The sequence below is a fragment of the Mesorhizobium sp. B4-1-3 genome, assembly GCF_006439355.1.
In the GTDB taxonomy this organism is placed as follows: domain Bacteria; phylum Pseudomonadota; class Alphaproteobacteria; order Rhizobiales; family Rhizobiaceae; genus Mesorhizobium.
In genome coordinates this window covers 61,956-88,540 of sequence record NZ_VFTG01000016.1, presented here as the reverse complement: position 1 = coordinate 88,540, position 26,585 = coordinate 61,956, and the positions used below count along the sequence as shown (strand labels likewise).

The 26,585-nt window shown below is 62.0% G+C and carries 26 protein-coding genes; 17 read left to right on the top strand and 9 right to left on the bottom strand.

The window, feature by feature from the left end; translation table 11 throughout:
* Positions 1-26 precede the first annotated feature (26 nt).
* The 5 genes from FJW06_RS19835 to FJW06_RS19815 all read right to left on the bottom strand — a co-directional run bounded on the left by FJW06_RS19835 (position 27) and on the right by FJW06_RS19815 (position 6,014).
* Entirely contained in the window at positions 27-1,031 is a 1,005-nt protein-coding gene (locus tag FJW06_RS19835) for an ABC transporter substrate-binding protein (RefSeq protein WP_140753898.1), read from the bottom strand.
* A gap of 62 nt (positions 1,032-1,093) precedes the next feature.
* The gene (locus tag FJW06_RS19830) at positions 1,094-2,569 is read right to left on the bottom strand and encodes an aldehyde dehydrogenase (RefSeq protein WP_140753897.1); all 1,476 of its coding nucleotides are present in this window, start codon (positions 2,567-2,569) and stop codon (positions 1,094-1,096) included.
* Entirely contained in the window at positions 2,566-3,618 is a 1,053-nt protein-coding gene (locus tag FJW06_RS19825; RefSeq protein ID WP_140753896.1) for an LLM class flavin-dependent oxidoreductase, read from the bottom strand. Before FJW06_RS19825 ends, FJW06_RS19830 begins: the two co-directional genes overlap by 4 nt.
* A gap of 7 nt (positions 3,619-3,625) precedes the next feature.
* Positions 3,626-5,434, bottom strand: a complete 1,809-nt coding sequence (locus FJW06_RS30855) for an alpha/beta fold hydrolase (protein WP_140753895.1) — start codon at positions 5,432-5,434, stop codon at positions 3,626-3,628.
* Positions 5,427-6,014, bottom strand: coding sequence for an amino acid synthesis family protein (locus tag FJW06_RS19815; RefSeq protein WP_140753894.1), 588 nt, complete (start codon positions 6,012-6,014; stop codon positions 5,427-5,429). Before FJW06_RS19815 ends, FJW06_RS30855 begins: the two co-directional genes overlap by 8 nt.
* 138 nt (positions 6,015-6,152) lie before the next feature.
* On the opposite strand from FJW06_RS19815, the gene FJW06_RS19810 reads away from it, so the two are divergent.
* The 7 genes from FJW06_RS19810 to FJW06_RS30220 all read left to right on the top strand — a co-directional run bounded on the left by FJW06_RS19810 (position 6,153) and on the right by FJW06_RS30220 (position 13,989).
* The gene (locus FJW06_RS19810; RefSeq protein ID WP_140753893.1) at positions 6,153-6,860 is read left to right on the top strand and encodes a GntR family transcriptional regulator; all 708 of its coding nucleotides are present in this window, start codon (positions 6,153-6,155) and stop codon (positions 6,858-6,860) included.
* A gap of 704 nt (positions 6,861-7,564) precedes the next feature.
* Positions 7,565-9,052, top strand: a complete 1,488-nt coding sequence (locus tag FJW06_RS19805) for an aldehyde dehydrogenase (RefSeq protein ID WP_140753892.1) — start codon at positions 7,565-7,567, stop codon at positions 9,050-9,052.
* A gap of 45 nt (positions 9,053-9,097) precedes the next feature.
* Complete coding sequence (locus FJW06_RS19800; protein ID WP_246674715.1) at positions 9,098-10,789, top strand: thiamine pyrophosphate-binding protein; 1,692 nt, start codon at positions 9,098-9,100, stop codon at positions 10,787-10,789.
* 134 nt (positions 10,790-10,923) lie between these two features.
* The gene (locus tag FJW06_RS19795) at positions 10,924-11,835 is read left to right on the top strand and encodes an ABC transporter substrate-binding protein (RefSeq protein ID WP_140753891.1); all 912 of its coding nucleotides are present in this window, start codon (positions 10,924-10,926) and stop codon (positions 11,833-11,835) included.
* A gap of 174 nt (positions 11,836-12,009) precedes the next feature.
* Positions 12,010-12,993: an amino acid ABC transporter permease gene (locus FJW06_RS19790; protein ID WP_246674713.1), complete on the top strand. Its 984-nt coding sequence runs from the start codon at positions 12,010-12,012 to the stop codon at positions 12,991-12,993.
* Positions 12,990-13,754, top strand: coding sequence for an amino acid ABC transporter ATP-binding protein (locus FJW06_RS19785; RefSeq protein WP_140753890.1), 765 nt, complete (start codon positions 12,990-12,992; stop codon positions 13,752-13,754). The genes FJW06_RS19790 and FJW06_RS19785 overlap by 4 nt, the downstream gene beginning before the upstream one ends.
* Positions 13,755-13,836: 82 nt before the next feature.
* Positions 13,837-13,989 carry a hypothetical protein gene (locus FJW06_RS30220; RefSeq protein WP_181178448.1) on the top strand — a complete coding sequence of 51 codons (153 nt, stop codon included), beginning with the start codon at positions 13,837-13,839 and terminating at the stop codon, positions 13,987-13,989.
* A gap of 50 nt (positions 13,990-14,039) precedes the next feature.
* Here FJW06_RS30220 and FJW06_RS19780 read toward each other — a convergent pair whose 3' ends face one another.
* Complete coding sequence (locus FJW06_RS19780; RefSeq protein ID WP_140753889.1) at positions 14,040-15,656, bottom strand: FAD-dependent oxidoreductase; 1,617 nt, start codon at positions 15,654-15,656, stop codon at positions 14,040-14,042.
* 118 nt (positions 15,657-15,774) lie between these two features.
* On the bottom strand, positions 15,775-16,140 hold the full coding sequence (locus FJW06_RS19775) for a DoxX family membrane protein (RefSeq protein ID WP_140753888.1): 366 nt from the start codon (positions 16,138-16,140) through the stop codon (positions 15,775-15,777).
* Positions 16,141-16,480: 340 nt separating this feature from the next.
* On the opposite strand from FJW06_RS19775, the gene FJW06_RS19770 reads away from it, so the two are divergent.
* Together FJW06_RS19770 and FJW06_RS19765 are read left to right on the top strand one after the other, a co-directional pair.
* On the top strand, positions 16,481-16,918 hold the full coding sequence (locus FJW06_RS19770; RefSeq protein ID WP_140753931.1) for a VOC family protein: 438 nt from the start codon (positions 16,481-16,483) through the stop codon (positions 16,916-16,918).
* 126 nt (positions 16,919-17,044) lie between these two features.
* Complete coding sequence (locus tag FJW06_RS19765; RefSeq protein ID WP_140753887.1) at positions 17,045-17,440, top strand: Rid family hydrolase; 396 nt, start codon at positions 17,045-17,047, stop codon at positions 17,438-17,440.
* A gap of 198 nt (positions 17,441-17,638) precedes the next feature.
* Here the strand turns inward: FJW06_RS19765 and FJW06_RS19760 are convergent, their stop codons facing one another.
* Positions 17,639-18,943, bottom strand: coding sequence for an FAD-binding oxidoreductase (locus FJW06_RS19760; RefSeq protein ID WP_140753886.1), 1,305 nt, complete (start codon positions 18,941-18,943; stop codon positions 17,639-17,641).
* Between the two features lie 121 nt (positions 18,944-19,064).
* Positions 19,065-19,421 carry a RidA family protein gene (locus tag FJW06_RS19755; RefSeq protein ID WP_246674711.1) on the bottom strand — a complete coding sequence of 119 codons (357 nt, stop codon included), beginning with the start codon at positions 19,419-19,421 and terminating at the stop codon, positions 19,065-19,067.
* A gap of 283 nt (positions 19,422-19,704) precedes the next feature.
* On the opposite strand from FJW06_RS19755, the gene FJW06_RS19750 reads away from it, so the two are divergent.
* From FJW06_RS19750 to FJW06_RS19715, 8 genes are read left to right on the top strand one after another with little or no spacing between them, the layout of a single operon-like run.
* Positions 19,705-20,481, top strand: coding sequence for a UTRA domain-containing protein (locus FJW06_RS19750; protein WP_140753885.1), 777 nt, complete (start codon positions 19,705-19,707; stop codon positions 20,479-20,481).
* On the top strand, positions 20,478-21,800 hold the full coding sequence (locus tag FJW06_RS19745; RefSeq protein WP_140753884.1) for a UbiD family decarboxylase: 1,323 nt from the start codon (positions 20,478-20,480) through the stop codon (positions 21,798-21,800). Before FJW06_RS19750 ends, FJW06_RS19745 begins: the two co-directional genes overlap by 4 nt.
* A complete protein-coding gene (locus tag FJW06_RS19740; protein WP_140753883.1) occupies positions 21,797-22,447 on the top strand; it encodes a UbiX family flavin prenyltransferase in 651 nt (216 codons plus the stop codon). The genes FJW06_RS19745 and FJW06_RS19740 overlap by 4 nt, the downstream gene beginning before the upstream one ends.
* A gap of 16 nt (positions 22,448-22,463) precedes the next feature.
* Positions 22,464-23,222 (top strand): aspartate/glutamate racemase family protein, encoded by a 759-nt coding sequence (locus FJW06_RS19735; RefSeq protein ID WP_140753882.1) that lies wholly within the window; start codon positions 22,464-22,466, stop codon positions 23,220-23,222.
* Positions 23,223-23,232: 10 nt separating this feature from the next.
* A complete protein-coding gene (locus FJW06_RS19730) occupies positions 23,233-24,339 on the top strand; it encodes an FAD-dependent oxidoreductase (protein ID WP_140753881.1) in 1,107 nt (368 codons plus the stop codon).
* Complete coding sequence (locus FJW06_RS19725; RefSeq protein ID WP_140753880.1) at positions 24,323-24,625, top strand: (2Fe-2S)-binding protein; 303 nt, start codon at positions 24,323-24,325, stop codon at positions 24,623-24,625. The genes FJW06_RS19730 and FJW06_RS19725 overlap by 17 nt, the downstream gene beginning before the upstream one ends.
* Positions 24,622-26,019 (top strand): FAD/NAD(P)-binding oxidoreductase, encoded by a 1,398-nt coding sequence (locus FJW06_RS19720; RefSeq protein WP_140753879.1) that lies wholly within the window; start codon positions 24,622-24,624, stop codon positions 26,017-26,019. The genes FJW06_RS19725 and FJW06_RS19720 overlap by 4 nt, the downstream gene beginning before the upstream one ends.
* A complete protein-coding gene (locus FJW06_RS19715) occupies positions 26,015-26,533 on the top strand; it encodes a TIGR02444 family protein (RefSeq protein WP_140753878.1) in 519 nt (172 codons plus the stop codon). Before FJW06_RS19720 ends, FJW06_RS19715 begins: the two co-directional genes overlap by 5 nt.
* Positions 26,534-26,585: the final 52 nt, after the last annotated feature.

Below are 26,585 nucleotides of genomic sequence, written 5' to 3'. Positions count from 1 at the left end.
CGATCCTGGTCAGGAGAAGACGGGCGTCACTTGGCCTGCCATGCGTACCAGCGCTTGGCGATCTCGTCGCGATGCTCGGCCCAGTAGTTCATGTCGAGGTTGATCTGGCTCTCGACATGGGCGTCGGGCAGCCCCTTGACGACGTCGGCCGGCATTTCGGCCTTGGCCTTGGTATTGATCGGCGCGTAACCGCTCGCCTCGGCAAACTTCGCCTGACCGGTCGGGCTGGTGGCCGTTGCGAGGAATTTCATGGCGGCATCCTTGTTCTTGGCGCCCTTCGGCACGACGAGAACGTCGGCGGCGGTGAGGTTCTGATTCCACGAGACGCCGACATCGGCGCCATCCTTCTGCAGCGCGAAGACGCGGCCATTCCAGAGCTGGCCGAAGGCGGCCTCACCTGAGGCGATCAGCTGCTGCGATTCCGCGCCGCCAGCCCACCAGACGATGTCCGACTTGATGGTGTCGAGCTTCTTGAAGGCGCGGTCGAGGTCGAGCGGATAGAGCTTGTCGGCAGGCACGCCGTCGGCGAGCAGCGCGATCTCGATGACGCCCGGCGCCGACCATTTGTAGAAGGTGCGTTTGCCGGGAAACTTCTTGGTGTCGAACATGTCGGCCCAGCCTGCCGGCTCGCCAGAGACCGCGCCCTTGTTCCAGGCAAGCACGAAGGAATAGTAAAAGCTGCCGACGGCGTTCTCGTTGCTGAAGCGCGGGTCGAGATCGGCCTTCGGCACGACGGCGAAGTCGATCGGCTCGAGCAGGCCGTCCTTGGCCGCCTTGATGGCGAAATCCATCTCGACGTCGACGACGTCCCAGGTGACGTTCTTGGCATCGACCATCGCCTTCAGCTTGCCGTAGTCGGTCGGCCCATCCTGCAGCACCTTGATGCCTGACGAGGCGGTGAAGGGCTCGGCCCAGGATTTGGTCTGGGCTTCCTGGGTGGTCCCGCCCCAACTGGTAAAGACCATCTCGTCGGCCTTGGCAGCCGTGCTTGCCATCAAGCCGGCAAGGATGCCGGCAAAAATCAGTTTCATGTCGTTCTCCTCTGATTGGTTGTTCGGTTTCTTGTTCTTGTTTACATCCTCGCCACAGCGCGTCAGCGCATGACGAAAGGATCGGGGATCGGGTCGTCGGAGGTGCGGATCCACACCGATTTCGAGCGCGTGTAATCGCGCATAGCCTCAAGGCCGCCTTCGCGGCCGAGGCCGGAAAGGCCGTAACCGCCGAAGGGTACCAGCGGCGAGACGGCGCGGTAGGTGTTGACCCAGACGACGCCGGCACGGATGCCGCGCGCCATGCGATGCGCCTTGGCGAGATTCGAAGTGAAGACGCCGGAGGCGAGCCCGAATTGCGTGTCGTTGGCCAAAGCCAGCGCTTCAGGCTCGCTGTCGAAGGCCAGCACGCTAAGTACCGGGCCGAATAATTCTTCCCGTACGCAGGCGAGCGCCTGGTCCTGTGCCTCGATGATGGTCGGCGTGTAGAAGTATCCGCCGGTTTTGTCTTTTGGCCGCGCGCCGCCGGTGATCAGGCGGCCGCCCGCGGCCAGGCTCTCCGCCACGATCGCCTCGATCTTTTCGCGCTGACGCGAGGTTGCCAACGGACCCATCTCGGTTGCAGGATCCTGCGGGTCGCCGATGACGATGCTTTCGGCCTTGCGCTTCAGGCGCGAAAGGAAATCATCCTTGGCAGAACGCTCGACCAAAAGCCGCGAGCCGGCGACGCAGCTCTGGCCCGTCGCCGCGAAGATGCCGGCGACGATGGCGTTGGCGGCGCTGTCGAGATCGGCGTCGGAGAAGACGACGACCGGGCTTTTGCCGCCTAGCTCGAGCGTCGTGTAGGCGAGGTTCTCGGCCGTGTTGGCGACGATCCGACGTGCGGTCGAAGGGCCGCCGGTGAAGGCGACGCGGGCGACCAGCGGGTGGCTGGTCAGGCGATGCCCGCAATCATGGCCGAAGCCAGTCAGGATGTTGACGCTGCCGGCCGGAAAGCCGGCCTCATGCACGAGCTCGGCGAAAGTGAGCAGCGGCGCCGGGCCATCCTCGGAGGCTTTGAGCACGACAGTGCAGCCTGCGGCGAGCGCCGGGCCGAGCTTGACCGCCGACAGGAAGAGCTGCGAGTTCCACGGCACGACAGCGGCAACGACGCCGATCGGCTCGGGCCGCACCGTCACTTCCATGTCGGCCTTGTCGATCGGGATGAAGGCGCCTTCGTTCTTGTCGGCCAGCCCACCGTAGTAGCGATAGTAGTCGCCGACATAGGCGATCTGGGCGCGGGTCTCACGGATGATCTTGCCGGTGTCGCGCGTCTCGATCTCTGCCAGGCGGCCGGCATTGGCCGCGACGAGATCGCCAAGCTTCACCAGCAGCTTGCCGCGCGCGGTCGCTGTCATCGCCGGCCATGGACCGGACCACAGGGCCCGGTGCGCGGCCTCGACGGCGCGGTCGACATCGGCGGTGGAAGCGGCGGGCATGGTCGCCCAGGGCAGGCCCGTGGAGGGATCGACGCTGTCGAAGCTGGAGGCGGGCTCAATGAACTGGCCGTCTATGTAGTTCCTGAAGACAGTGCTGCTCATCGCGATCCCGCCTCCTGGAAGGCTGGCATCACCTTATCGATGAACAGCTTGAGCGATTTCTTCTTGCGGTCGTGCGAAAGGCCGCTGTCGATCCAGATCGAGTACTGGTCGTAGCCCTGCGCCTCGTAGGCCTTTAACCTGGCGATCACCTCGTCGGCCTCGCCGATGACCAGGTTTTGCCGGATTTTGTCGGGCGCGTATTGCGGCATTGCCGCGATTTCTTCCTCGCTCAGCGGCTCCAGAACGCCTTGGCGGACGGGTTTCTTGTTCTGAAACCAGGCGCCGAATTGGCAGTAGAACTGTGACAGGTCCTGCGTCAGGCGGTCGGCGTCGGCGGCATCCTCGGCGACGAAAGTGTGCATCAGCAGCATGATTTCCGGCCGCGCTATGTCGGGATGCGCCTGGCAGGCGGTGTTGAAGCGCTCCATCAGGCTCGCCACCTCGCCATCGCCGGCGGCAAGTGGCGTCACCTGGACCTGGCATTTGTTGGCGACCGCGAAGTCGTGCGAGTTGGGGTCGCGCGCTGCGACCCAGATCGGCGGGTAAGGCTTTTGCAACGGCTTGGGTGAGGACGTGGTCGGCGGGAACTGCCAGAACTCGCCGGAATGCTCGTAGTCGCCGTCCCAAAGGCCGCGGATCGCCGGGATCATCTCGCGCATGCGCTGTCCGGCGCCCCAGGCATCCAGTCCCGGGAAGACGCGCTGATACTCGTAGCTGTATGCGCCGCGCGCGATGCCCAGATCCAGCCTGCCGCCGGTGATGACATCGGCCATCGCCGCCTCGCCGGCGAGTTTGATCGGATGCCAGAAGGGCGCGACGATCGTGCCAGTGCCGAGCCGGATGGCTTTCGTCTTTGCGGCGAGATAGGCGATGTTGATGAACGGGTTCGGCGAGATGGTGAATTCCATCCCGTGATGCTCGCCAATCCAGGCGGTCTCAAAACCGGCCTGCTCCGCCAGCAGGACCAGTTCTTCAAGTTCTCTAAGCAGTTCGGAATGCGGCTTGGCAAGATCCGAGCGCTCCATATGGACGAAAAGCGAAAACTTCATCGGTTTCTCACCGCTGGCCGGAATGGACTGGGCCGGAATGGATTGGCGCCGACGGCGCCGGCTTGGCGAGCGGCCGGACCTCGCCTTCGACCTGGTTGCCAACATAGACGCCGAACGTATCTTCGGCGCGCTCGCGCGCGTAGCGAGCGAGCATCGAACGCACTGCAGGGTCGGCGATTTTCAATTCGGCGATGCGTTCGATCTCGACAAACCGTATCTGGCCATCGCCGGAGACGGGGGCGTCCACCGTCCCGCGATAATAGACATGGGTGCGGGCGCTGTCCGTCGCGTCGTCCCACACTGCGTAGAGGAAGCCGAGCTCGGCATCGATAGCCTTGGCGGCAAGTTTCCCCTTCAGGCTGCGGGCATCGTCGGCGGCACCAAGGCGGCGACCGGCCGGCAATTGGTAGGATCCCTCGGCAGTCTCGAAGAAAAGCACGCGGCCTTCGTTCTCGAGGATCGCGCCGACCTCGGTTCCGGGCGGTGCGGTCGCCGCCAGCGCCTCTTGGCTGAGCCCCGGCGTGACATAGGCGCCGCGGCAATAGCCGAGCGGCTGGGCGCCGTTGTGGCTGAAGTCATGGACACGGCCGATGAGGATTGAATGGTCGCCGGCGTCGACCAGTTGTTCCATGCCGCAATCGAACACCGCGACCGATCCCTCGATCAGCGGATTGCCGGTCTTGCCGCTCTGCCACGCGACCGAAGCGAACTTGTCAGCGACCTTCGAGGCGAACATGCCGGACGCGGCTTTCTGGGCTTCCGACAGGACGTTGATGGCAAAGCCTCTCGAAGTCGAGAAAGCCTGATGCCCCAGCGCCTTCTTGGCGATGCAGACCAGCACCAGCGGCGGATCGAGCGAGACCGAAGTGAAGGAGTTGGCGGTGAAGCCGCGCGGGTCGCCAGCCTCGTCGACCGTGGTGACGATGGTGACGCCGGTCAGGAAGGAGCCCAGTGCGCGCCGGAACTCCATGGCGTCGAATGCGGGACCAGCCTCCGCCCCTGCGGAAGCACCCGACGCCTCGTCGAGAAAGTCCATTATGCGTTGAGTCACTTTTTGCGGCGAAGCGATTGTCATCATGTGCTTTTCGCCATTGAGCACTAAGCACCGCCCCGCCGGCGCGAGCCGCGCCATCGCGGCCGACATGGCGGGTGTCGAGTTGCGATCCTCAGAACCGGTCATGAACAGCGCGGGTGCGCCAAGGTCGGCCAGTCGATCGGCATGCGCGGTGTCGGCGCTGGCAAAGAGGCGGTAGGTGCGGGCATAGCCGTCGGCATCAACGCCTTCGAGTGCTGAACGGGCCGTCGCAGCCGCGTCTGAAAGAGCCGGCGGAACAGGATTGCCGAACCAGCGGGCAATTGTGGCGGCGACGGCCGACGGATCGCCGGGCCTGCCAAGCGCGGCCGCCCGCTCGCGCACTGCCTGCGCAAGTTCGGGTGGACGCCGGAAGACAGCGTTGAGGCATATGAGGGCGCTGATGCGAGCGGGCGCGCTGAAGGCGAGTTCCTGTGCCACCAGCGCGCCCATCGAGTGGCCGACAACTGCCACGTCCTCCAGGCCGAGATGATCAAGCAGGCGGGTCGCCTGATCGGCGAAGTCGGACAGCTGCGGATTCTCCGGCGGCAGCGGCGAAGAACCATGGCCGAGCATGTCGATGGCGATCACATCGAAACGGTCCTGCATCGCCGCGATCTGCGGCTGCCAGATCTCGGCATTCATGCCGACGCCGTGGATGAGCAGGACCGGCCTGCCCGATCCGGCGCGGATGAAGCCGCTGCCGTCGGGTGCCTTGCTGCGGATCGTGGCGGCGTCAGCCATGCAGATCTCCGAGCTCCTTAAGATCCTGGTAGCGGTCGCCGATGCGGTGATGCGGGCGGCCACCGATGGAAGCGCCAAGCGCCACGACCAGTTCGTCGGGGGCTGGCGCATCGCCGATCTGGAAATGCACCGTCAGATAATGCGAGCGGCGACCTTCATCGTTCTTGTCCATCAGCGGGATCATGATCGGCGTGTTTGGACCACCGCGCAGATTGGTGAAGGCGAGATAGGTCTTGGCGCCGACGGCGCGGCGATAGTGGTTGCCGAAATGAAGCGTGTGGATCAGCGCCGAGGCATGCTCGACCTCGCCCGAAGTGCCGCAGATAGCAGCCTTGCCGTAGCCTTCGATCGCCTCGCCGGAACCGGCGATGCCGACGATCTCGTTGGTCAGCGTTTCGCCCAGCACCGGCGCGAAGGCGCGGATCTCGGGCGAGAGATCCTCGATGAAGCCGCGACCGGCCCACGGGTTGGTGAGCACCGCGGCGACGCCGATCAGGCGCAGCGGTCGCGAGGCCGCCTTGCCGCCCTCGATCAGCGTGTTCTCGGTATAGGTCACGATCTTGCGAATGGCCGGTTGCATGAACAGTCCTCGAGGCGGAGCCACTCGCGGCTCTATCAATTTGATATTGTCTTATGGTATACCATGCTACGGCGTGCCACATGTCTTGTCAATTGGTCACGGAATCTGTTTTTGTGTCGACGATAGGGATTTGAGAAAATGGCTGACACGCTTCGCATCGACCGCTCCGCCAAGACGTTGAGGACGCTGGCGCTGGAGCGCATGCGCGATGCGATCATGGATTTCCATTTCCAACCCGGCGAAAGGCTGGTCGAGCGGCCCCTTTGTGACCAGCTTGGGGTCAGCCGCTCGGTGGTGCGCGAGGTGTTGCGGCAGTTGGAGGCCGAAGGCCTGGTGCAGATGATACCCGGGCACGGGCCGGCGGTGGCCAAGCCCGATCTCGGCCGGACCGACGAGATCTACGAGTTGCGCGCGTTGCTGGAAGGCATAGCGGCGAAGGCCTGCGCCGCCTCGGCTACCGACGATCAGATCGCCTTGCTCGACGCGGCCTTGGCAAAGCTGCTCGATGCATGGGCTTCGGGCGTGCCAGCCGAGGTAATGCGAGCGACGACCACGTTCTATGAGGCGCTATTCGAGTCGGCCGACAAACGCGTCGCGTGGGAGATCGTGAGCGGGCTCAACGTACGCATCAATCAGCTGCGATCGATGACGATCGCCTCGGCCAACCGGCGCGAGCCGGCGATCGCCGAAATGAACGAGATCATGGATGCGATAAGGGCGCGCAAGCCGGACGAGGCCGAGGCCGCCGCGCGTAGGCATGTCGAATCCGCCTGGAAGATTGCCCGCACTGCGCTGCAGCCCGACGGCGCGTTTGGTTCGGCTGCGGAGAAGCCGTCGACCCTTTAGCCTCCTGCCCTTCCCATATAGCCTCTCGCGCCAAGGAGGGTCCGGCGACCGTCCCCCACAATGATTTTCGAAACAAGGGTTGGTTCGTGATTGTTCACCCAACCAAGGCGTAAGCGCACCTTAATCTCCAGCGGTGGCCGGCGATTTGTCTGACCCCAGGAGAGCACGCCAATATCCTTAGCAAGGCTCAGGCGTTAAGCCGCCATCCAACATCCGGACCGGTTGGGGTTGCGCCGACGCCCTGTCAAGAAAGCACACCTGCCTGAAGTCGGTGCGCTCAAACTATCCGAAACCGGATCTAGGCTCCCATCTGATCCATAAGCACCCGCAAATCCGGCCGGGGTGCGATCCAGAACGTTCGAAAAAGCTTCCGGGAAGCTCGGCGCGCTGCCCGAAGCGAATCGAGTATCCAATCTCGTCGCGCTCCACGTCAACTCGAACGAGTTTGGCTCGACCGCAGGCTTGATTCGAGGCGCTGCGGCGGGAGCGTTGTTGCTCAGAACTTCGGGTTGAAATCACCAATATCACTTTGCGCCCCCCAATCGCCCGTTCTGCAGCGCCTTTTCCCTTGTTTCTTGCCCTTGACAAGCGGAAAGCATCAGTATTTTCTCAATAAAATAATATCACTTTCGCATAGAAAAGATGACTAAACGACCCTCACCCCGATGCGTGAGGCGCCGGATCAGGAAAAGCAGGAGAACGGGATGGCGGGCGAGCTCGGCAAAATGAAGATGTATATCGGCGGCGAGTGGGTAGAGCCGGTATCAGGGGAATACTTCGAGACGGTAGATCCCTTTACGGCCAAGGCATGGGCGCTGGTGCCAAGGGGAAATTCCGCCGACGCCGATCGGGCCATTCGCGCCGCGGACCACGCTTTCAAGGAAGGCCCCTGGAGATCCATGCATCCTTCCGAGCGTGGAAGGCTCATTCATCGGCTTGGCAGCCTCATCGAGGAGCACGCCGACGCTCTCGCCGAGATCGAGGTGCGCGACAATGGCCGCCTGCTCGCGGAAATGCGGCATCAGATCCGCTACATCCCCAAATGGTACTATTACTATGCGGGTCTCGCCGACAAAATCGAAGGCGTCGTCCATCCCTGTGACAAGCCGGCGCTGAGCTATTCCCGTCCGGAGCCTTTGGGAGTGTGCGTCGGCATCGTTCCATGGAACGCTCCGTTGCTGCTTTTCTCACTCAAGGCGGCGCCCGCCCTCGCGGCGGGGAACACCATTGTCATGAAGCCGGCGGAACACACCTCCGCCACTGCGCTGAAGCTGATGGAGTTGGTCGAACTGGCCGGCTTCCCGCCTGGCGTGATCAATGTGGTGACCGGATTCGGCAAGGAAATTGGTGAGCCGCTGGTTACGCACCCGTTGACGCGGCACGTGGGCTTCACGGGCTCGACGGCAACCGGAGCGCATCTGTATTCGCTTGCGGCGCGAGACGTGAAGCGCGTGAGCCTCGAGCTGGGCGGCAAATCGCCAAACATCGTGTTCGACGATGCAGACCTCGATAATGCCGTGCGCGGCGTCGTCGGCGGCATCTTTGGAGCGACAGGACAGACCTGCATCGCCGGTTCGCGTTTGCTCGTGCAAAGACGCATTCACGACCAGTTTGTCGAGAAGCTTTCCGCCTTTAGCAGCGCCGCACGGGTCGGCGATCCGCGGAGGGCAGATACCCAGATCGGCCCCATTGCCAACGCGATGCAATACGACAGGGTGCTGGGTTACATCGATATTGCCAGGCAGGAGGGCGCAAGCCTCGTCCTGGGGGGCAAGCGGCCCGAGCTTGCCGAGTGCGAAGCAGGCTTCTTCATCGAACCGACCATATTCACCGGCGTCAAGAACGACATGCGGATCGCCCGCGAGGAAGTCTTCGGTCCGGTTCTTTCGACGATCGTGTTCGACGACCAGGAAGAGGCGGTAGCGATCGCCAACGATAGCGAGTTCGGCCTGGCGGCCGGCGTCTGGACCTCGGACATGAAGCGTGCGCTGCGCATGTCCGAACAACTCGATGCGGGCAGCGTCTGGATCAACACCTATCGCGACATCTCCTACACGACGCCGTTCGGCGGCTACAAGAAGAGCGGCCTGGGGCGCGAAAACGGCGTGGAAGGCATTCGCGAATACCTCCAGACCAAGGCGGTGTGGCTGTCGACGGCGAAGGAAGTCGAGAACCCCTTTGTCATCGGCTGAAGGACACCGGACAGACCGGACTCGGGCTAGGAAGTGAGTGCAAAGATGATGAAGCGGAAAGGCAGCGAAATCCTCGCTGACGAACTCAGGCTCAACGGGGTCGGACTCGTCTACCACGTCCCCGGCGAGAGCTTTCTTTCCGTGCTGGATGCGCTGGCGCGCCGCCATCCGGAAATCCGCACGATCACCTGCCGCCATGAAAACGGCGCGGCCCAGATGGCCGAGGCACACGGCAAGCTGACCGGACGGCCCGGCATCGCCTTCGTCACGCGTAGTCCGGGCGCCACCAATGCCGTGAACGGCGTGCACACGGCCTATCAGGATTCTTCGCCGATGATCCTGATCGTAGGCCAGGTGAAGCGGGGATTGATGGAGCGCGAAGCGTTCATGTCCTACGATTTCCGCACGATGTTCGCGCCCATGACGAAATGGGTCGCGCAGATAGATGACCCGAAACGCATTCCGGAATTCATCCAGCGCGCCTATCACACGGCCATGACCGGCCGGATGGGCCCGGTCGTCCTGGTGGTGCCGGAAGACGTCCTCGAGGAGGAATGCGCCGTCGCGCCGGGAAAGCCTTGTACGCGAGCCTCCGTCGGGATACCCGCCCCAGCCGACATCGAGAATGTCCGCGACATGCTGTCTGAGGCGGAGCGCGCGATCATGATCGTCGGCGGCTCCGGCTGGACCGAGCAGGCGCGCGACGACATCCAGCGCTTTGCCGGCAATTGCCATGTACCGGTCGTCACGACGTTCCGCCGGCGGGACATCATCGACCACCGGCTGGAATGCTACGCCGGAGAGATCGGCATCGGCGCCAACCCGGCTCTTCTTTCGCACATCAGGGACACCGACCTCGTCATCATGATCAACGACGCGCTCAGCGACGTGAACACGATCGGGGCGGGATACATGGAGGGCTTCACACTCTTCGATATTCCCGTGCCCAGACAGAAGTTCGTCCATGTCACGAGCAGCCTCGATGAATTGAACCGAGTCTTTCAGGTGGATCTCGCGATCCTTGCCGACAACGACGCGTTCGCCGCCGCGCTCGCCGGGCTGCTTCCGGTCGACCGTGCCGCGAGAACGGAATGGGTCCGCCGGCTACGCAAGACCTTCGAGACGGAAACGACGCCGGGGCCGTGTCCGGGCCCGATCGACTTGCCGAATGTGATGAAATGGCTTCGGGGCCGACTGCCCGATGATGCCATCGTGACGAACGGCGTGGGCGCCTACGCGACCTGGAGCCAGAGATATTTCGCTCATTACAAGCTGCACACGCAGCTTGGTCCGATCAGCGGCTCGATGGGCTATAGCCTTCCGGCCGCCATCTCGGCGAAGCTGCTTTACCCGGAGCGGATCGTGGTCAATTTCGTCGGCGACGGCTGTTACCAGATGTGCGGAGAAGAGCTTGCGACCGCCGTCCAACACGGCGCCAACGTCATCATCCTGCTTTTCAACAACAACATGTACGGCACGATCCGTATCCACGAGGAAAACAAGCTCGATGGCCGCATCAACGGGACCAGCCTGGTCAATCCCGACTTTTGCATGCTTGCCAAAGCCTACGGCGCCCATGCCGAGCGTGTGCGCGAGACCGAAGAATTCGCTTCGGCGTTCGAACGCGCGATTGGCTCCGGCAAGCCCTCGCTGATCGAACTCGCACTCGATCCCGAAGCGATCCACACGCGCTATTCGCTGACAGACTTAAGAAAACGACGATCGGCAAGCGCCTGAGCCATCTGCTCCGACGCGAGCAAATTGGCCGGTTCGCTGAACCGGCTGCCGGCTGGCAAAGCACCCTCGGCAGAAGGGGTGACCAACACAAGGGTGTCAAACCCTCCCAACCACACCAGCAAAGGGGAAGTAAAATGAAGAAAGTGATATTTGCAGCTTCGATCGGCCTCCTGGCCATGGCCACTCTCGTACTCGGCAGGCCGACAAACGCGCTTGCCGATGATGCGATTACCGCTTCGGTCAAGACCGATCCGGCCCTGCACGCGATGCTGCCCAAGAGCATCCAGGATTCCGGGATCATCAAGCTGGCGACCGATGCGCATTATCCCCCGTGCGAGAGCTTCGCGGAGGACAATGTCACAATGGTTGGCTGGGAGCCGGACCTTTGGAATGCTCTTGCAAAGAAGCTCGGGGTGAAGGTCAAAGCGGAATCGATCAACTTCGATGGCCTGATCCCCGGCGTCCAGAGCGGTCGCTACGATACCGCGATGGAGTGCATCTCCGACACGGCCGAGCGTGAAAAACAGGTGACGTTCGTCGATCTGTCGATTTCCATCAATGGCATTTTTACGCGCGAGGACAGTCCGATAACCAAGGACCCGCTGAGCCTGTGCGGCCTGAAGAGCGGCGAGCAGAAGGGCACGACGTTTGTCCAGAGCGTCACCGAGTTGCTTTCGCCTCTGTGCGTAAAGAATGGCAAGCCGCCGATCACCACGAACGAATTCGCGTCGGCAGACGCCACGATCCTGGCTCTGCTTTCGGGTCGCGTCGATTTTCTGGTCAATGATGCTTCCGCCGCCGCCTATATCAAGAAACAGTCGTCCAAGCCGGTGAAGCTTATCGTGCTAGATGTGATGCCAAAGCAGATCGACGGCTTCATCGTGAAGAAGGACAACACGAAACTGGCCGATGCGCTGTTGGCCGGAACGAAGGCGCTGATGGACGAGGGCGTCTATGACCGCATCTTTGACAAGTGGGACATCGCGGCTCTGAAGCTGAAGACGCCCGGGATCAATCTGGTCTCCCAGGGCTCGACCGCCAACTAATATCCGAAAGTCGCCAAGGCATTAGCTTCCGTCATTGCCTTGGCACCGCAGCTTTCCGGCTCCGATCCCGCCCAATCGGGAATCGAAGCCGGAAAGAACCGGCCAGGCCAACCGTCTGGACTTCGATGAAGACGGCGCCGAATCTTCTTGCAAGGTGACGGCGCATGGGAGGAAATGTTGGAAGTCATGCAAGCACGAAAGCTCGACGGTGTCGTGCCTGAGACGCCGCTCGACCACGCGAACCCGAAGCGGGAGCAACGCAATGTTGCCTCCGACCACAAGCTGACGGTCGTTCCCGTCCGCAAGCCGGGCAGATGGATCGCCGCGGCCGTCATGGCGGCGGCGGCGATATGGCTGGCTCATGGAATCGCCACCAACCCCAACTTTGAGTGGGACGTGGTCTTCGCGAACCTGTTCGAGCCGGTTGTTCTGCAAGGACTTGGATTGACCCTTTGGCTGACCGTTGCCGCAATGGGCATTGGAATTGTGTTGAGCGTCATTCTCGCGGTCATGCGGATTTCGGAGAATCCTTTTCTCAACATCCCCGCCGGACTTTACCTCTGGTTTTTCCGGGGAACGCCGATCCTTGTGCAGCTCATTTTCTGGTACAACCTGGCATTCCTAATACCGGAAATCGTCATCGGGATACCCTTCGGTCCAACCTTCTTCAGAGGTTCGGCCAACGATCTGATTACCCCCTATTCTGCCGCTCTGCTCGGCCTTGGCCTCAACGAAGGCGCGTATATGGCGGAGATCGTGCGCGCCGGCATCATGTCTGTGGATCAAGGTCAGCAGGAGGCTGCCCGAGCGCTGGGGATGAGGCCAGGACAGATTCTGAGGCGGATCGTCCTTCCACAGGCAGTACGCGTCATCGTGCCGCCGACCGGTAACGAGACGATCGGCATGCTGAAGATGACATCGCTGGTGAGCGTCATTGCGCTATCCGATCTTCTCTATTCGGTTCAGACGATCTCCTCCCGTACCTTCCAGACCATCCCGCTGCTGCTCGTCGCCTGCGCCTGGTATCTGGCCATAACTTCTGTGATGACCGCGATACAGGGACGGATAGAGAAACGATTTGCCCGGGGGAACCGTACGGTGACCACTTCCTGGTCGAGGAGGATGTTCGGTGGCTCAGCGACAAGGAATCCGAAATGACAATGCCCATGGTTTCCGCCGTTCAGGTCGGCAAGAGCTTTGGCGCGCTCCAAGTCCTCAAGGGAATTGATTTCGATGTCGAACTCGGAGAGGTCGTGTGCCTGATCGGCCCTTCCGGTTCAGGCAAGTCGACCTTGCTCCGGTGTATCAATCATCTAGAGAAGATCGATTCCGGCGCGCTGTATGTCGATGGCGACCTTGTGGGATACTGCCGTAGGGGAGATCGACTTTACGAGCTCAAGGAAAGGGAGATCTCCGTCAGAAGGTCCAACATCGGCATGGTTTTCCAGCGCTTCAATCTGTTCGCCCATATGACGGCGCTGCAGAACGTGATCGAGGCTCCAATCCTGGTTCAAAAGCGCCCACGCAAGGAGGTCACCTCCGAAGCGATTGCACTCCTCGATCGGGTCGGGCTGGGCGACAGGCTCGACGCATATCCCGATCAGCTTTCCGGTGGGCAGCAGCAGAGGGTGGCGATCGCCCGCGCCCTGGCGATGAAGCCCAAGCTCATGCTGTTCGACGAGCCGACGAGCGCGCTCGATCCCGAACTCGTCGGCGAGGTGCTGGACGTGATGCGTTCGCTCGCCGCCGACGGCATGACGATGATCGTTGTCACTCATGAGATGCGTTTTGCCGAAGAGGTGGCCGACAAGGTCGTGTTCATGGACGGCGGGATGGTCGTTGAAGAAGGGCCACCGAAGCTTATTTTTGGCGCCCCCTGTCATGAGCGGACACGCGCATTTCTCTCGCGCATCATCTGAACCGCGCATACGCGGGCGCTTTTGGCGCCCCTTCCCGCTCCGGTCGAGGTCACGAGCCAGGATGAGGACGGGAGGGGGACGCATGCCGGCCCAGGTGGCGCCTGTCATCCGCAACGATGGCCTCGTCGAAGCAGCATGGCCGAAGCTTCATTCCTTTAGGACGGGTATCGCCGTCAAGTGGCTTGGCGAGCCACTGCGGATCGTCGCGCTAGCCGACGTATCCTTCGGCATCTAGCAGCACCGGGTCCTATGGAATGCTCGCCGTTCAGGCGCCTTTCGAACGGCTCAGTCGTTCGCGGAGATGATGGAGTTCGCGCAGATATAGCCCCATGTCATGTTGGGTCCCAGCGTCGTTCCGCTTCCAACCGCCCATGTCCCGAACGGATTGGCCATCGCTGCGCCAGCGCAGTAGAGACCTTCCACCAAACTTCCGTCCGGTCTGATCACACGGCCGCCAGCGTCGGTTCGGGGGCCGCCCTTGGTCGAGACGATGGTTCGGTTGAATGGAATTGCGATGAAGGGTGCCTTTCGAATGGGTGACAGGCGACCTCTCCCGGAGCCTGTCTTCGCTGCTCGCGATGCCACACGCTCTCGGTGAAAATCTTCGTCCAGGCCGCAAGCACAGGACGCGTTGAAACCTTCGATTGTCCGCGCGAGTTCTTCGGCTGGCAGAGCGGTCGCTTCCGCTAGCGCCGCGATTGTTTGCCGCTGCCTTATCCAACCCGGATTGCGCGCTGCAAAGTGCCGCACGATGGGCGAATTCACAAGGAAGGCTTGATCGCTGATCAGCCATGCCGGCAGATGGACCGGCTGACCCGTGGAAGGGTCGCGCTCATCTATGACTTCCCCGAGGTTGAAGCGATACTCGTTGACGAAACGCCGGCCATGGCGGTTCACGACAATCGCGTTGGGTTCCTGATGAAAGAAGGAGCTGATGCCGAATGGGCGACGGGACGCATCCAGCGGTAGACCTCCGGTGATATTCGCCTGATCCATGTGAGCGAGTTCGGCACCGGCCTCGACAGCGATGCGGTGGGAGTCGCCATCATTCCTCGACGGGCTCCCGAGGAAATCGCAATGTCCGGGAAAATGCTTTTTCCGCCATTCAGCGTCCCATTCAAATCCACCGGTGGCGAGGACCACCCCCTTGCGGGCAACAATATTCCGTTTCCGCCCCTCCGCCTCGACCACCAGCCCGCGAACGCGTCCCGTCTCGACAATAGGAGCGACCGCGCGGGTTTCCAGCACGATCCGGCAGCCATGATCCAGGCACCCTTTGAGCAGCCCCGTAACGAGAGCGGTTCCCATCCCCCGGGCGCCGATCAGCCAGCGCCAGAACAGTTGCGGCCACCTCTTGAAGGCGGCTTCGACCGGATGGTGGAACGGGTCGAGTTCAAGCATCTCCTGGAAAGTGAATACATGTGGGAGACTTGGGGACTGCAGGATCCGGGCATACGGCCCGGCCAGCTTCCTTCTCAGTATCCGGGGCGAAAGCATCCGCCCCATGTGCACAGCCCCCGGCTTTTCGAGATAGGGATCGGCCTCCTTGATCAACGAGAAGCGCAGGGGGGTCTCTTTTTCGAGGAAAGCCAGCATGTTCGGCGCCTGATCCACGAAGCTGCCCCAGAGCGCGTCTTCGGTCTCTCTCCAGCCCTCGGGAGCCACGGCCCGGATGTAAGTGAGGGCACGCTCCCGGTCGTCCGCCAAACCGGCAGCGGCGGCGTGGTGGTTCGCCGGAACCCAGATAGCGGCTCCAGAAATCGCCGTCGTCCCGCCCATGAGACCGGCACGTTCGACAATGATGGTGGATAGACCCGCGGCGGACGTGCGAAGCGCCGCGGCCAAGCCGGCCGAGCCGGATCCCGCGACGAGCACGTCGTACGCTTCATCAGCCTCCGCCATCGGCCTGCCTCCCTATATTTTGCCGTGGCGGCAGATTGTAGCGTCAGCCGACGACACCTGCACCCGGATGAAAACGTCAAATCGAAAAGGTGGGGCACGCGCGAACCGCTTCACGCCCTTAGATCGCGTCCGCCGCTATGAGCAGCAGCGCCGCCGCGAGCGAGAAATTGACCAGGATCATGTAAAAATGCCGGTCGCGTTCCGGCCCGCTATACATGAACATGTTGTGGTAGAGCGGGGTCGCCACCACGAGGAAGGCGATCAGCACAACGACTGCCGGCACCGTCCAGTAACCGGCGATTAGCGCGAGGCCCGCCACGGCCTGAGCCGCAAACCCGGCAGCCATGATCGGTGCCGGCAAAAGCCAGCCATAGCTGGTTTTCACAACCGTGACCCGCTGCTTGAAATGCACAAAGTGCCGCACGCCGGCAATCAGGAAAAAGCCGCCGATGATGACCCGGCCAACGACCTCAAGAGTCGACACCCCAGTTCCTCCGCATAAACAATATTTTTTCTGCTATACTAAGATATCTCTTTAATCAAGGAATCCCTGAATTTATCGACGTATGGCGCCTTTCCGCCACTGCCAGATTCCTGTTCTCCTATGCCTGCGGCAGACCGAGACGTTCCGCTGAACGCGCTCGGCGCAGATAAGCCTTTGCGAACGCTGGGAAATGGTAGAAAACGAGCAGCATGGGTGTCCATCGAAGCGAGCGGGTTACGCAGTGTCTTCAAAAAAATAGCATTACATAAATCTTTTAATATGGAACTTAGCGGCCCCCGCGTGTAGCAATGTGGCCGTCCGATCAATCAGGGAGGATATGATGAAGTTCAACCACAGCATGGTGCGGGTGCGCGATCTGGATGCTGCTCTGGACTTTTACGTGCACAAGCTCGGGCTTGTCGAAGTAAAGCGCATGGAGAACGAAAAAGGCCGCTACACTTTGGTGTTCCTCTGCGCCCCCGCCGATATCGAGGCCCTCGGAGGCAATGCGCCTCAGATCGAACTCACCTATAATTGGGACTCCGAGGACTATGGATCGGCCCGGAACTTCGGGCACTTGGGGCTGGAAGTGGACGATATCTACGCGGTCTGCAATCGGCTGGTGAAGGGCGGCGTTACGCTGAGCCGGCCACCGCGAGACGGTCGCATGGCGTTTGTCCGATCGCCCGACCTCATTTCGATCGAGCTGATGCAGAAAGGTGCGCCGCTGCCCCCGGCGGAGCCTTGGGCCTCGATGCCCAATTTCGGCGCTTGGTGAACCGATCGCGCGAGGGCGATTAGGCGCAGCCGGCAGGGCCGATCCGACTTTGGGCGCCCGGTCGGCCGCCCAAAAGTCACATCCCCTCCCATGGGCAACATCGCTTAACCAGAGGCAGGAATTTTCATGCGCAATCGAATCTTTTCCGGAGCCGCATCCGAAGCCATCGCCGGTTACGCGAAAGCCGTCATCGATGGCAGGACCATCTATGTTTCGGGCACGACTGGACGCGATCCGGTGACAAACGAGTTTCCCGAGGACCCGGCCCAGCAGGCACGCAATGCCTTGTCGTCGATCAACGATACTCTTCGCCAGGCGGGATCGAGCCTGGCCGATGCTGTCGTTAGCCGCGTCTTCGTTACGGATGCCGAGGCGGCTTCGGCCGTCGTACCGGTTCTTGGTGAGGTCTTTGGTGACATCAGACCCACAAGCACCTTTCTCATCTGTCAGATTCCTGCTACCGGCGCGCGGGTCGAGATCGAGATCACCGCGTCCAGATCCGACACCGCAGTCCTGGTCTAACGGATAATCTCGGAAGCGGCCCGCTCCGCTTCCCGATTGAATGGCCACCCTGTTGACCGCGTTTTCTGATCTGCCCGGCATGGTTGTTGGATTGGCAGTCGCCGCCATTTGAAGCGGCTGAAGCGCCTGCGATCAAGATCGAACCCGGGTTGGCGCGAGTGCGTAACAGATTGTGGCAAGAGAGTTCCCACCACCCCTCTATTCACCAGCGTTCGTCGCCTTTGACGAGGAACAACCTTTTACGAAGCGCATTGGCGACAAGGCCGAAATGTCGACGGGCGAGCGCCGGCCCGCGGCAAGATCCGAGAGAACCTTTCCGGCCATCGGACCCGGTCCGAAGCCATGACCGCTGAACCCTGTTCCAACGAGCATGCCTGATACCCCATCGACGGGACCCAGGACAGGAATCACATCCGGCATTGTGTCGATAATCCCCGCCCAGCAGGTCTCGATCCGCAGATCGGCCAACGTCTTGAAGAGCCGGGAAAACTCTCGGTTTGCCTGCTCCACGCGAAAGAATTCCGGACGCGGGTTGTCGCGGCTGGGCGGAAAGTCGGCGACCGGCAAATGCCCTCGCGATGGAAAGAGCCGCTTGATCGGCGCGAGATAGTCTATCCGTGCCGCATCGGGATTGGATTTTCGTGTGGCCTCGTACCACCGCATGTGCCGCCAGGAATCGAGCCGCAGGTCGTATTCACCTCCGGCGACGGATATCACATAGGCTCCATTTAGATCCTGCCGGATGCCGGTATGTTGACCCGAGACGCAGGCCGCTATGCGCGGTTCTGGCCTTGCCGCTGTTCTTGCGACCGTCGCCCGGATGAACTCCTGAGGCAGATCCAATTCCGCCTTCCTCAACAGGGCGGCACTCCCGGCCCCTGCGGCGATGACCACCGTACCCGCGCGATAATGCCGATCGCGCATCTGGACACCGGAGACTTTTCCAGCGCTGATTTCTATGCGCGTGACCGGCTCACCGAAAGCGAATGCCGCTCCGGCTCTGAGCGCCGCTTCAAAAAACGCGCGGGTCGCTCGAGCAGGCTCGGCCTTCCCGTCACTGGGTGTGTACATCGCTCCGACCACGCCGCAATCGGTTGCAAGCTGAGGTACCAGCGCTTGGGTCTCCATTGCCGACAGCATCCGTGTGTCGAGGCCAAATTCTTCGGCCGCACGCTTTTGCCAGTCATGCCGGGAAACAAGATCCGCCTCGCTGAACGCCAACGACAGGTTCCCGCCTTGCTGCCACCCTACCCGGCACCCCAGTTCCGCTTCGAGCCCTTTCCATATCGACAGGGCGCCGATCATCAATGCAAGCTCTCGAAAATCGCGGTTCTGCTGGCGGACAAAGCCGAGGTTGCGGCCGGATTGCGCCGACCCAGGCGCATCCCGCTCCACAAGCAGGACGCGCATTCCACTCTTGGCGGCATAATACGCGGCGGAGCATCCGACGATGCCTCCACCGACAACGATCACGTCCCAGTCGCGTGTGGATGTCGCTTCCATCAGGCTGCCGCGTCACTGCCTTCTGCAGAGAAAGTCGAATCGCTCGAGCGCCCCGTCATCGAGGACCTTTGCAGGAGCATGCCGCGCGAAAGACATCTCATCTATCGATAATGGCCGCAGCTCACCGCAAGGCCGTGACCATGATTTCCACGGTAAGAGCAGGGTCCGCCAAGCGTGACTCCACGCAGGCGCGAACGGGCTTGCCCACATCGGCGACCCAAGCTTCCCATACCGTATTGAGCTCGTTGAACGTAGCGGCGTCGGCCAGCCAGATCTGCGCACTGACGAGATTCGCTTTGCTGGTGCCTGCTTGGGCGAGGTGATGATCGATCCTCTGAAGTATCTCTTTTGTCTGCGCGGCAACAGTACCGCCGCGCGTCTCGACCGCTGTAAGGCCGGCCAGAAAGACCAAGCCGCCCGCCTCCACGGCGAGGCTCATGCGATTGTTCTCGCCATGTCGAACGATACCGCTGCTCATTCCCCATCCTCCCGCGCCAAGAGGCTATTCAAATTCATATATTATATTTCTAATTATGTGATAGGATAAGTAACTCGCAGCCATTGTCAAGCGGGCAGGATTTGCAGCTTGGGGAGAAGCGACATCGTTCCCCAACGGCCTCAGACTTTGCAAACTTCCCGCAGATTTGCCGCTGATTCCAGCCCGCCACGACGAATCTCGATTGAAATGACGCTGGACAATCTGGCCAAACTCGGCGTATCAATCCGCCTAACATATGATATTACAATGGGAGCGAGAGAGGATGGCGAACGAACTTCAAAACTCGCAGCCCCTTTACGAGCAGATCAAGACGGCGATCGAAAAGCGCATACGCGGAGAGGAATGGCCCGCCGATTTCCGGGTGCCTTCCGAAGAATCTCTTGCCGAGGAATTCGGCGCCTCCTCCCTCACCGTGCGCCGGGCCCTGCGGGAGCTTCAGTCGGAAGGCATGCTCGTTCGCATCCAGGGTCGCGGCACTTTCGTCGTCGGCCCGCGGATGCAGTGCGCCATATTTGATCTGCCCGACGTCTCGGAGGAAATCGCCCTCAGTGGCGGCGTGCATACCAGCGAAGTGCTCTTTCTCGGTTATGTACCTCCCGACAGTCCGTTCGCCGGCATGCTGCCCCTGCCCTACGATGGTCCGGTCTGCCATTCACGCCTGCTTCACAAGGAGGACGGAACGCCCATCCAAATAGAGGATCGCTTCGTCAACCCGGAGGAAGCCCCCGAGTATCTTAAGCAGGACTTCACCCGCATTACGCCTCACGCCTACCTCCTGCGGGAAACCGAAGTCACCTATGTCGACAACACGATCCGGGCGATCCGGGTCGATGAAGAAAGCAGGCGCGCCCTTGAGATCGACGGCAATCAGCCCTGCCTTCTGCTCGATCGCCGCACGTGGCGCGAAGGCGTCCCCGTGACCCGCAGCCGCTTCCTCTATCCGGGTGACCGTTACCGGCTGCGCAGTTCGCATGAAGCCACACCGAACCGCGGCACCACGCAGCAGCGCAGTCCCGCGGCATCCAGGAGAATCCGATGAGAGACTATGTTGCTCGCTTGCGTGAACGCGGCGACCTGCTTGTTGTGGACAAGGAGATCGACCCGTTCCATGAACTGGCTGCCGTCACCCATGTGGCCCAGAAGCGCTGGGGCAAGCCGATCCTTTTCACCAACGTCAAGGGCACGCGCTTTCCCGTCGTTACCAACGTTTATGGCTCGCGCGAGCGCCTGGCGGAGGTGATCGGTATCGATTCCACCGATTTCTGTCGCCAATGGAGCAATCTTGCCAATCTCGGCTCGGCAAGCGTCGGCGAACCTTTCGTCAAGGTCGATGACCCGGAACTGACCGAGTGCAAGCTGTCTGATCTGCCGCTCATCACATACTCTGATCGCGACGCCGCGCCCTATTTCACCTCGGCCATGTTCATTGCCAAGGATCCCGAGACGGGGATCGGCAACCTGTCCTATCACCGCTCGATGTATGTGAGCGACAGCGAACTGCGCTGCCGCCTGGCGCCGCGCCATCACCTCACCATCTATCATGAGAAGGCCGAGAAAATGGGCAAGCCGTTGGAGGCGGCAATGTTGATCGGCGCGCCGGCGACATCCTTCCTCACCGCCGCGGCCCCGCTGCCTTATGACGTGGACGAGCTCGAGGTCGCGGCACGGCTGAAGGGCAGCCCCATCGCCATGCGCAAGTGCAAATATATCGACCTTGAGGTTCCGGCAGACACCGAAATCGTCATCGAGGGCCGCTTCCTGCCGAACGAACGCCGGCCCGAAGGCCCGTTCGGCGAATTCATGGGTTATTATGTCCCCGAGGGGCCGAATGCCGTGTTCGAGGTTTTGGGGGTGACGGTGCGGCGCGACGCCATGTTCCACAGCATCCTGTGCGGCTCGGCCGAAGAGGTGCTGACGCTGGAACTGTCGGTGTCCGCCAACATCTTCCAGCGGTTGAGCGCGGCGCTGCCCGGCATTCTCGATGTCACCTGCCAGCCTTTTGTCAATCATGCCGTGATCAAGGTCGACCAGCAGTTCGAGGGCCACGCCCGCCAGGTGATGCTAGCCACCATCGGCGCCGAGCCAATCTGGGCCAAGGTGGTCACTGTCGTCGACGAGGATGTGGACATCTACAGCATGGACGACGTGATGTGGGCGACCCTGACCCGGTGCCGCCCAGACAAGGACATGATCATCATTCCCGATACGCCTTCCTTCTATCGCGACGAAGCCAAGGATCATTGGGGGCGCCTGCTCGTCGACGCCACCAAGCCGTTCCACCGCAAGGCCGAATTCGAACGCAAGAAAATCCGGCTTGCCGACAAGGTCGATCTCGCGAACTGGTTCGAAAACGCGTGAGCGGATCTGCTTCATCCTGGCACGGCGGCACGGGCGAGCCACAGCCTCCCCGTATCATCGTCGGCATCAGCGGCGCCTCAGGCGCTGTCTATGGTGTCAGAGCGCTGGACCAGTTCAGGGTCGCCGGCGTCGAAACCCATCTGATAGTGACGCGGTCGGCGCATCTGACGCTTTCCCAGGAACTCGGCATGCGTCCAGCCGAGATCGCCGAACGGGCCAGCGTCTACCACAATGTTCAAAACATCGGCGCCTCGATTTCCAGCGGGTCCTTCCGGACGCTCGGCATGCTGATTGCGCCCTGCTCCGTCAGGACGATGTCCGAGATCGCCTCCGGCGTCACCTCCAGCCTGATGAGCCGAGCCGCGGACGTGGTGTTGAAGGAACGCCGTAAGCTCGTTCTGATGCTGCGCGAGACTCCTCTGCATCTCGGGCATCTTCGGACAATGACCGCGCTCGCCGAAATGGGTACGATCATCATGCCGCCCGTTCCCGCCTTCTATGCCAGGCCGCGTTCGCTTGAGGAGATGGTGGACCACAGCGTTGGCCGCGCGCTGGACCTGTTCGGCATCGACAGCGGCAAGGTGGCGCGATGGGAGGGAATGAGCGCTGACCGCGAAGCCTGTCCAAAGCCCGACGACGACCCCTGACCGGGTGGCCTTACCGATGCAACCTGTCGTAAATGTCGAGCAAACCACTGATCGCCCGCGCCGCCGCCGCCCAGTCCACGGCGCGCATATCGGCATTATCGTGCTCGACACCGGTTTCGAGCGCCTTCCGGGCGATGTTGGCAATGCGCTGACTTGGCGTTTTCCAGTGCAGTATCATGTTGTCACCGGCGTGCGCCCGCAGGATGTGATCCAGGGCGCCCCAGAAAAGGCCTTGCCGGCTATTTACGACGCGATCGACCGGCTGACCGAATTGGGTGTGGACGGCATCGCCACCAGTTGCGGGTTCCTTGCGATGGTACATCCGCAATTGCGCGCCTATAGCGGCGTGCCGGTTGCCTCATCCAGTTTGATGCAGATTCCACTCGTGCTGCAGACATTGCCGGCGGACAAGACTGTCGGCGTCATCGTTTCGGACCGCAAGTCCATCACGGACGAGCATTTCATAAACATCGGTGCTCCTATCGGCCTTCCGCTCGGCGAACTCGCCTTTGACGGGCCGATCCGCGCCAATATGCGCAACAACGCCTCCCGGGTCTCCTACGCGGCACAGGAACGCGACGCTCTGGAGACTGTGGAGCGTATGCTCGCCGAAACGCCGTCGATAGGCGCCCTGGTCAGCGAATGCGCCAATCTTCCTCCCTATTCGCGGGCAATCGAGAGGACTTTCGGCGTGCCTGTCTACGATGTCGTGTCGCTCGTCGAGTGGCTTCACGCAGGCTTGAAGCCTCGCGGTTTCCACCCGGAAACCTCCTGAAGGCACCGCGATGGAGGCGTACGACCTGATCGTCGTGGGTGGCGGCCTCGTCGGGGCAGCCCTTGCATGGGGCGCGCAGATTGCAGGAGCCAACGTCGTCCTGCTCGATGAAGGCGACCAGGCCCATCGCGCCGCGCGTGGCAATTTCGGCCTTGTCTGGCTACAGGGAAAAGGCGTCGGCGCCCCGCCCTATATGCAATGGTCGCTGCACGCTGGCCGAATGTGGCCGGGATTTGCCGCGAGGTTGAGCAACGCCGTTTCCTTCGACATCGGGTGGCGGCAACCTGGCGGGCTGCAATTCTGCTTCAGCGAAGCGGAACTGGACAAGCGCCGCGATGTCATTGCCCGCACGCGGGCCGACGGCGGCGAAATCGACATCTCCATCCTCGATCGCGCCGACTTGCGGTCTCTGTTGCCCGGCATCGGCGACGACGTGGTTGGCGCCTCGTTTTCCTCGCTCGATGGTCATGTCAATCCCCTGTATCTGCTACGCGCGCTGCAACAAGGGTTGCAGGACGCCGGAGGCCACTACCGTCCCGGGTTCCGGGTCGAGCACATCGCCACGGAAAGAGATGGGTTCAAGGCAGTCAGCCGCACTGCCAGCGTCACCGGCAAGCGGATTGCCCTGGCCGCTGGTCTCGGCGCGGCCGACCTCGCCGGGCATGTGGGGCTTTCAATGCCGGTGAAGCCCGAACGGGGACAGATTGTCGTCACCGAACGGATCAAGCCATTCCTGCCCTATGCCACGAACTGCGTCCGGCAATCGGTCGAGGGCACGGTCCTGCTTGGGAGCAGCCATGAAGATCGCGGTTTCGACGACGGGACAGACGTGCCTACCGCAGCCGCGCTTTGCAGGACAGCAGCCCGCGTCTTCCCCGCATTGGCTGAAGCCACGGTGGTGCGCAGTTGGGGTTCGTTACGCGTCATGACGCCTGACGGTCGTCCCATCTATGAGGAATCCGCTCGTTTTCCCGGCGCCTTTGCCGTCACTTGCCACAGTGGTGTTACCCTCGCCAGCGTGCATGCGCTGGAAATCGGGCCGTCGCTGGCGAAAGGCCGGCTCCCCGAACATCTTTCGAGCTTTACAAGCGGCAGGTTCGATGTTCACCCGGGTTGAACGCAGTGCTATATTGCCCGCAAGCGGCAACGTCCTAGATTTCGAGAGCTCTCCGGTTCCTTTCCGGTCGGGCGACAGTGTCGCTGCGGCGTTGCTGGCGGCCGGAGCCTCACCCTTGAGAGAAAGCCCTGTCGACGACAGCCCGCGCGCGCCCTATTGCATGATGGGCGTGTGCTTCGAGTGCCTGGTCGAAATTGACGGCAAACAGAACCAGCAATCCTGCCTGACAAAGGCCCGCCCGGGGATGATCGTCAAGCGCCAGCACGGTGCGAGGATGGTCGGATGAAGGGCCTGTGGGATGCAATCGTGATCGGAGCCGGACCTGCCGGAATGTCGGCGGCCGCGACATTGTCCGAAGGTGGTGCCCGCACCCTCGTCGTCGATGAGCAACCCCTGCCGGGCGGGCAAATCTACCGCGCGGTCGAACGCAATGCCGACAACGCGAGCCTTTCGGCGGTGCTCGGTTCCGACTATGCAGCCGGCGCCGCGCTGGCGGCCAGAATGCGGGCTACCGCGGCGGAGTTGCGCTTCAACACAAGCGCCTGGCGCATCGACGCCGACGGCACGGTTTGGACGAAGGCCCACGATAAGATCGAGCGGCAACAGGCAAGGACCCTCGTCATTGCCTCGGGCGCGATGGAGCGGCCGGTTCCGGTGCCTGGCTGGACACTGCCCGGGGTTATGACGGTCGGCGCCTTGCAGATCATGCTCAAGGATTCCGGACTTCGCCCTTGCGGACGTCTCGTCCTGGCCGGCTGCGGTCCGCTCCTCTATTTGTTCGCCGGCCAGTGCCTTGAAGCCGGTGTTTCCGACCTCGTGCTTCTCGACACCGCCGAGCGCGCCAATCTCATCCCAGCCCTGCAGCATCTGCCGAAAGCCGTTTGCGGCCACGGTCCAGGTTACCTTCGCAAGGGCGTCGGTCTGATCATCGCATTGCGCCGGCACGGCGTGAACATCTACCGCGGCGTTTCCAACCTGCGCATCGAGGGGGCGGAGCGCGCTGTCGCCGTCAGCTTCCGGGCCGGAAGACGCACCCTGCGCATCGACCTCGACCTGATTGCCCTGCACGAGGGCGTGATACCAAGCCAGCAGATAGCCAGATCAATCGGCTGCGCGCATCGATGGGACGAAGAGCAGCAGTGCTTCCTCCCCGTCCTCGACCCGATGCGGGAAAGCTCCATTCCGGGGATCTTCATCGCCGGCGACAGCGGCGGCATCGTGGGCGCGGCGGCAAGCGCCCATACCGGCGCGTTGGGCGCGCTCGCGATCCTCAAGCGCCTCGACAAGATTACCGATACCGAATTTGCGAGCCGAAAGGCCGTCACACAGCGCGCCCTACGCGCCCACCTGACGATCCGGCCTTTCCTTGACCGGCTCTATCGTCCGCGCGAGGAAGTGCTCGTTCCGAGCGACGAGGTGATCGTATGCCGCTGCGAGGGTATCCGTGCCGGCACCATTCGCGACGTCGTGCGGCAGGGCTGTCTTGGCCCGAACCAGGCCAAGGCGTTTCTGCGTTGCGGCATGGGTCCTTGCCAAGGCCGCATGTGCGGTCCGACGGTCAGCGCCATCGTCGCGCGCGAAACCCGCCAGACCCCCGACACAACGGGATATTACCGGATTCGCCCGCCCCTGAAACCCGTCTCAATCGGCGAACTGGCTAGCCAATACGAGGAGGATTGACCTGAACGAACACTCTTCCCCTGGAGACGCCGCATGGGCGTTCCTGCTCGATCTCTACGCACGCGCGGGCGTTTCCGAAGCCTGCCTCGTTCTGCAGGACGAGGCAGGGCTGGACGTGGTGGAGATGCTGATGCTCGTCTACTCCGATGTGGCTTTGGGCAAGTCCCTCTCGAGCAACGAGTTCGCTGCGCTGCGGGCAGCAATGTCAAGCTGGCGTCAAGACGTGGTGCTTCCCCTGCGCACGCTTCGCCGCACATTGAAGCCGGCACGCGAGGATATTCCGGACAATGCGAAAGAACAGCTGCGCGCCCAGATCAAAAAGGCGGAGCTGATGGCGGAGCGGCTGCAAGTCGATTTTGTCGCGCGCTGGCTGGAGCATGCGACCGGCGGCGGCCCGGCGCCGGGAGCGACCCTGTCGGGGCTGATTCCCGAGCGCTACCACAACACCGCGGTCGAAAAAGCACTGGCGCACATCATAGCGGTGGCTCAGGCTGGCTCAATCGCCTCTACTTAGCCACCAGTCCCCCCAAAACGCCACCCTCAAGCACTCGTCGTGCCTGACGAGA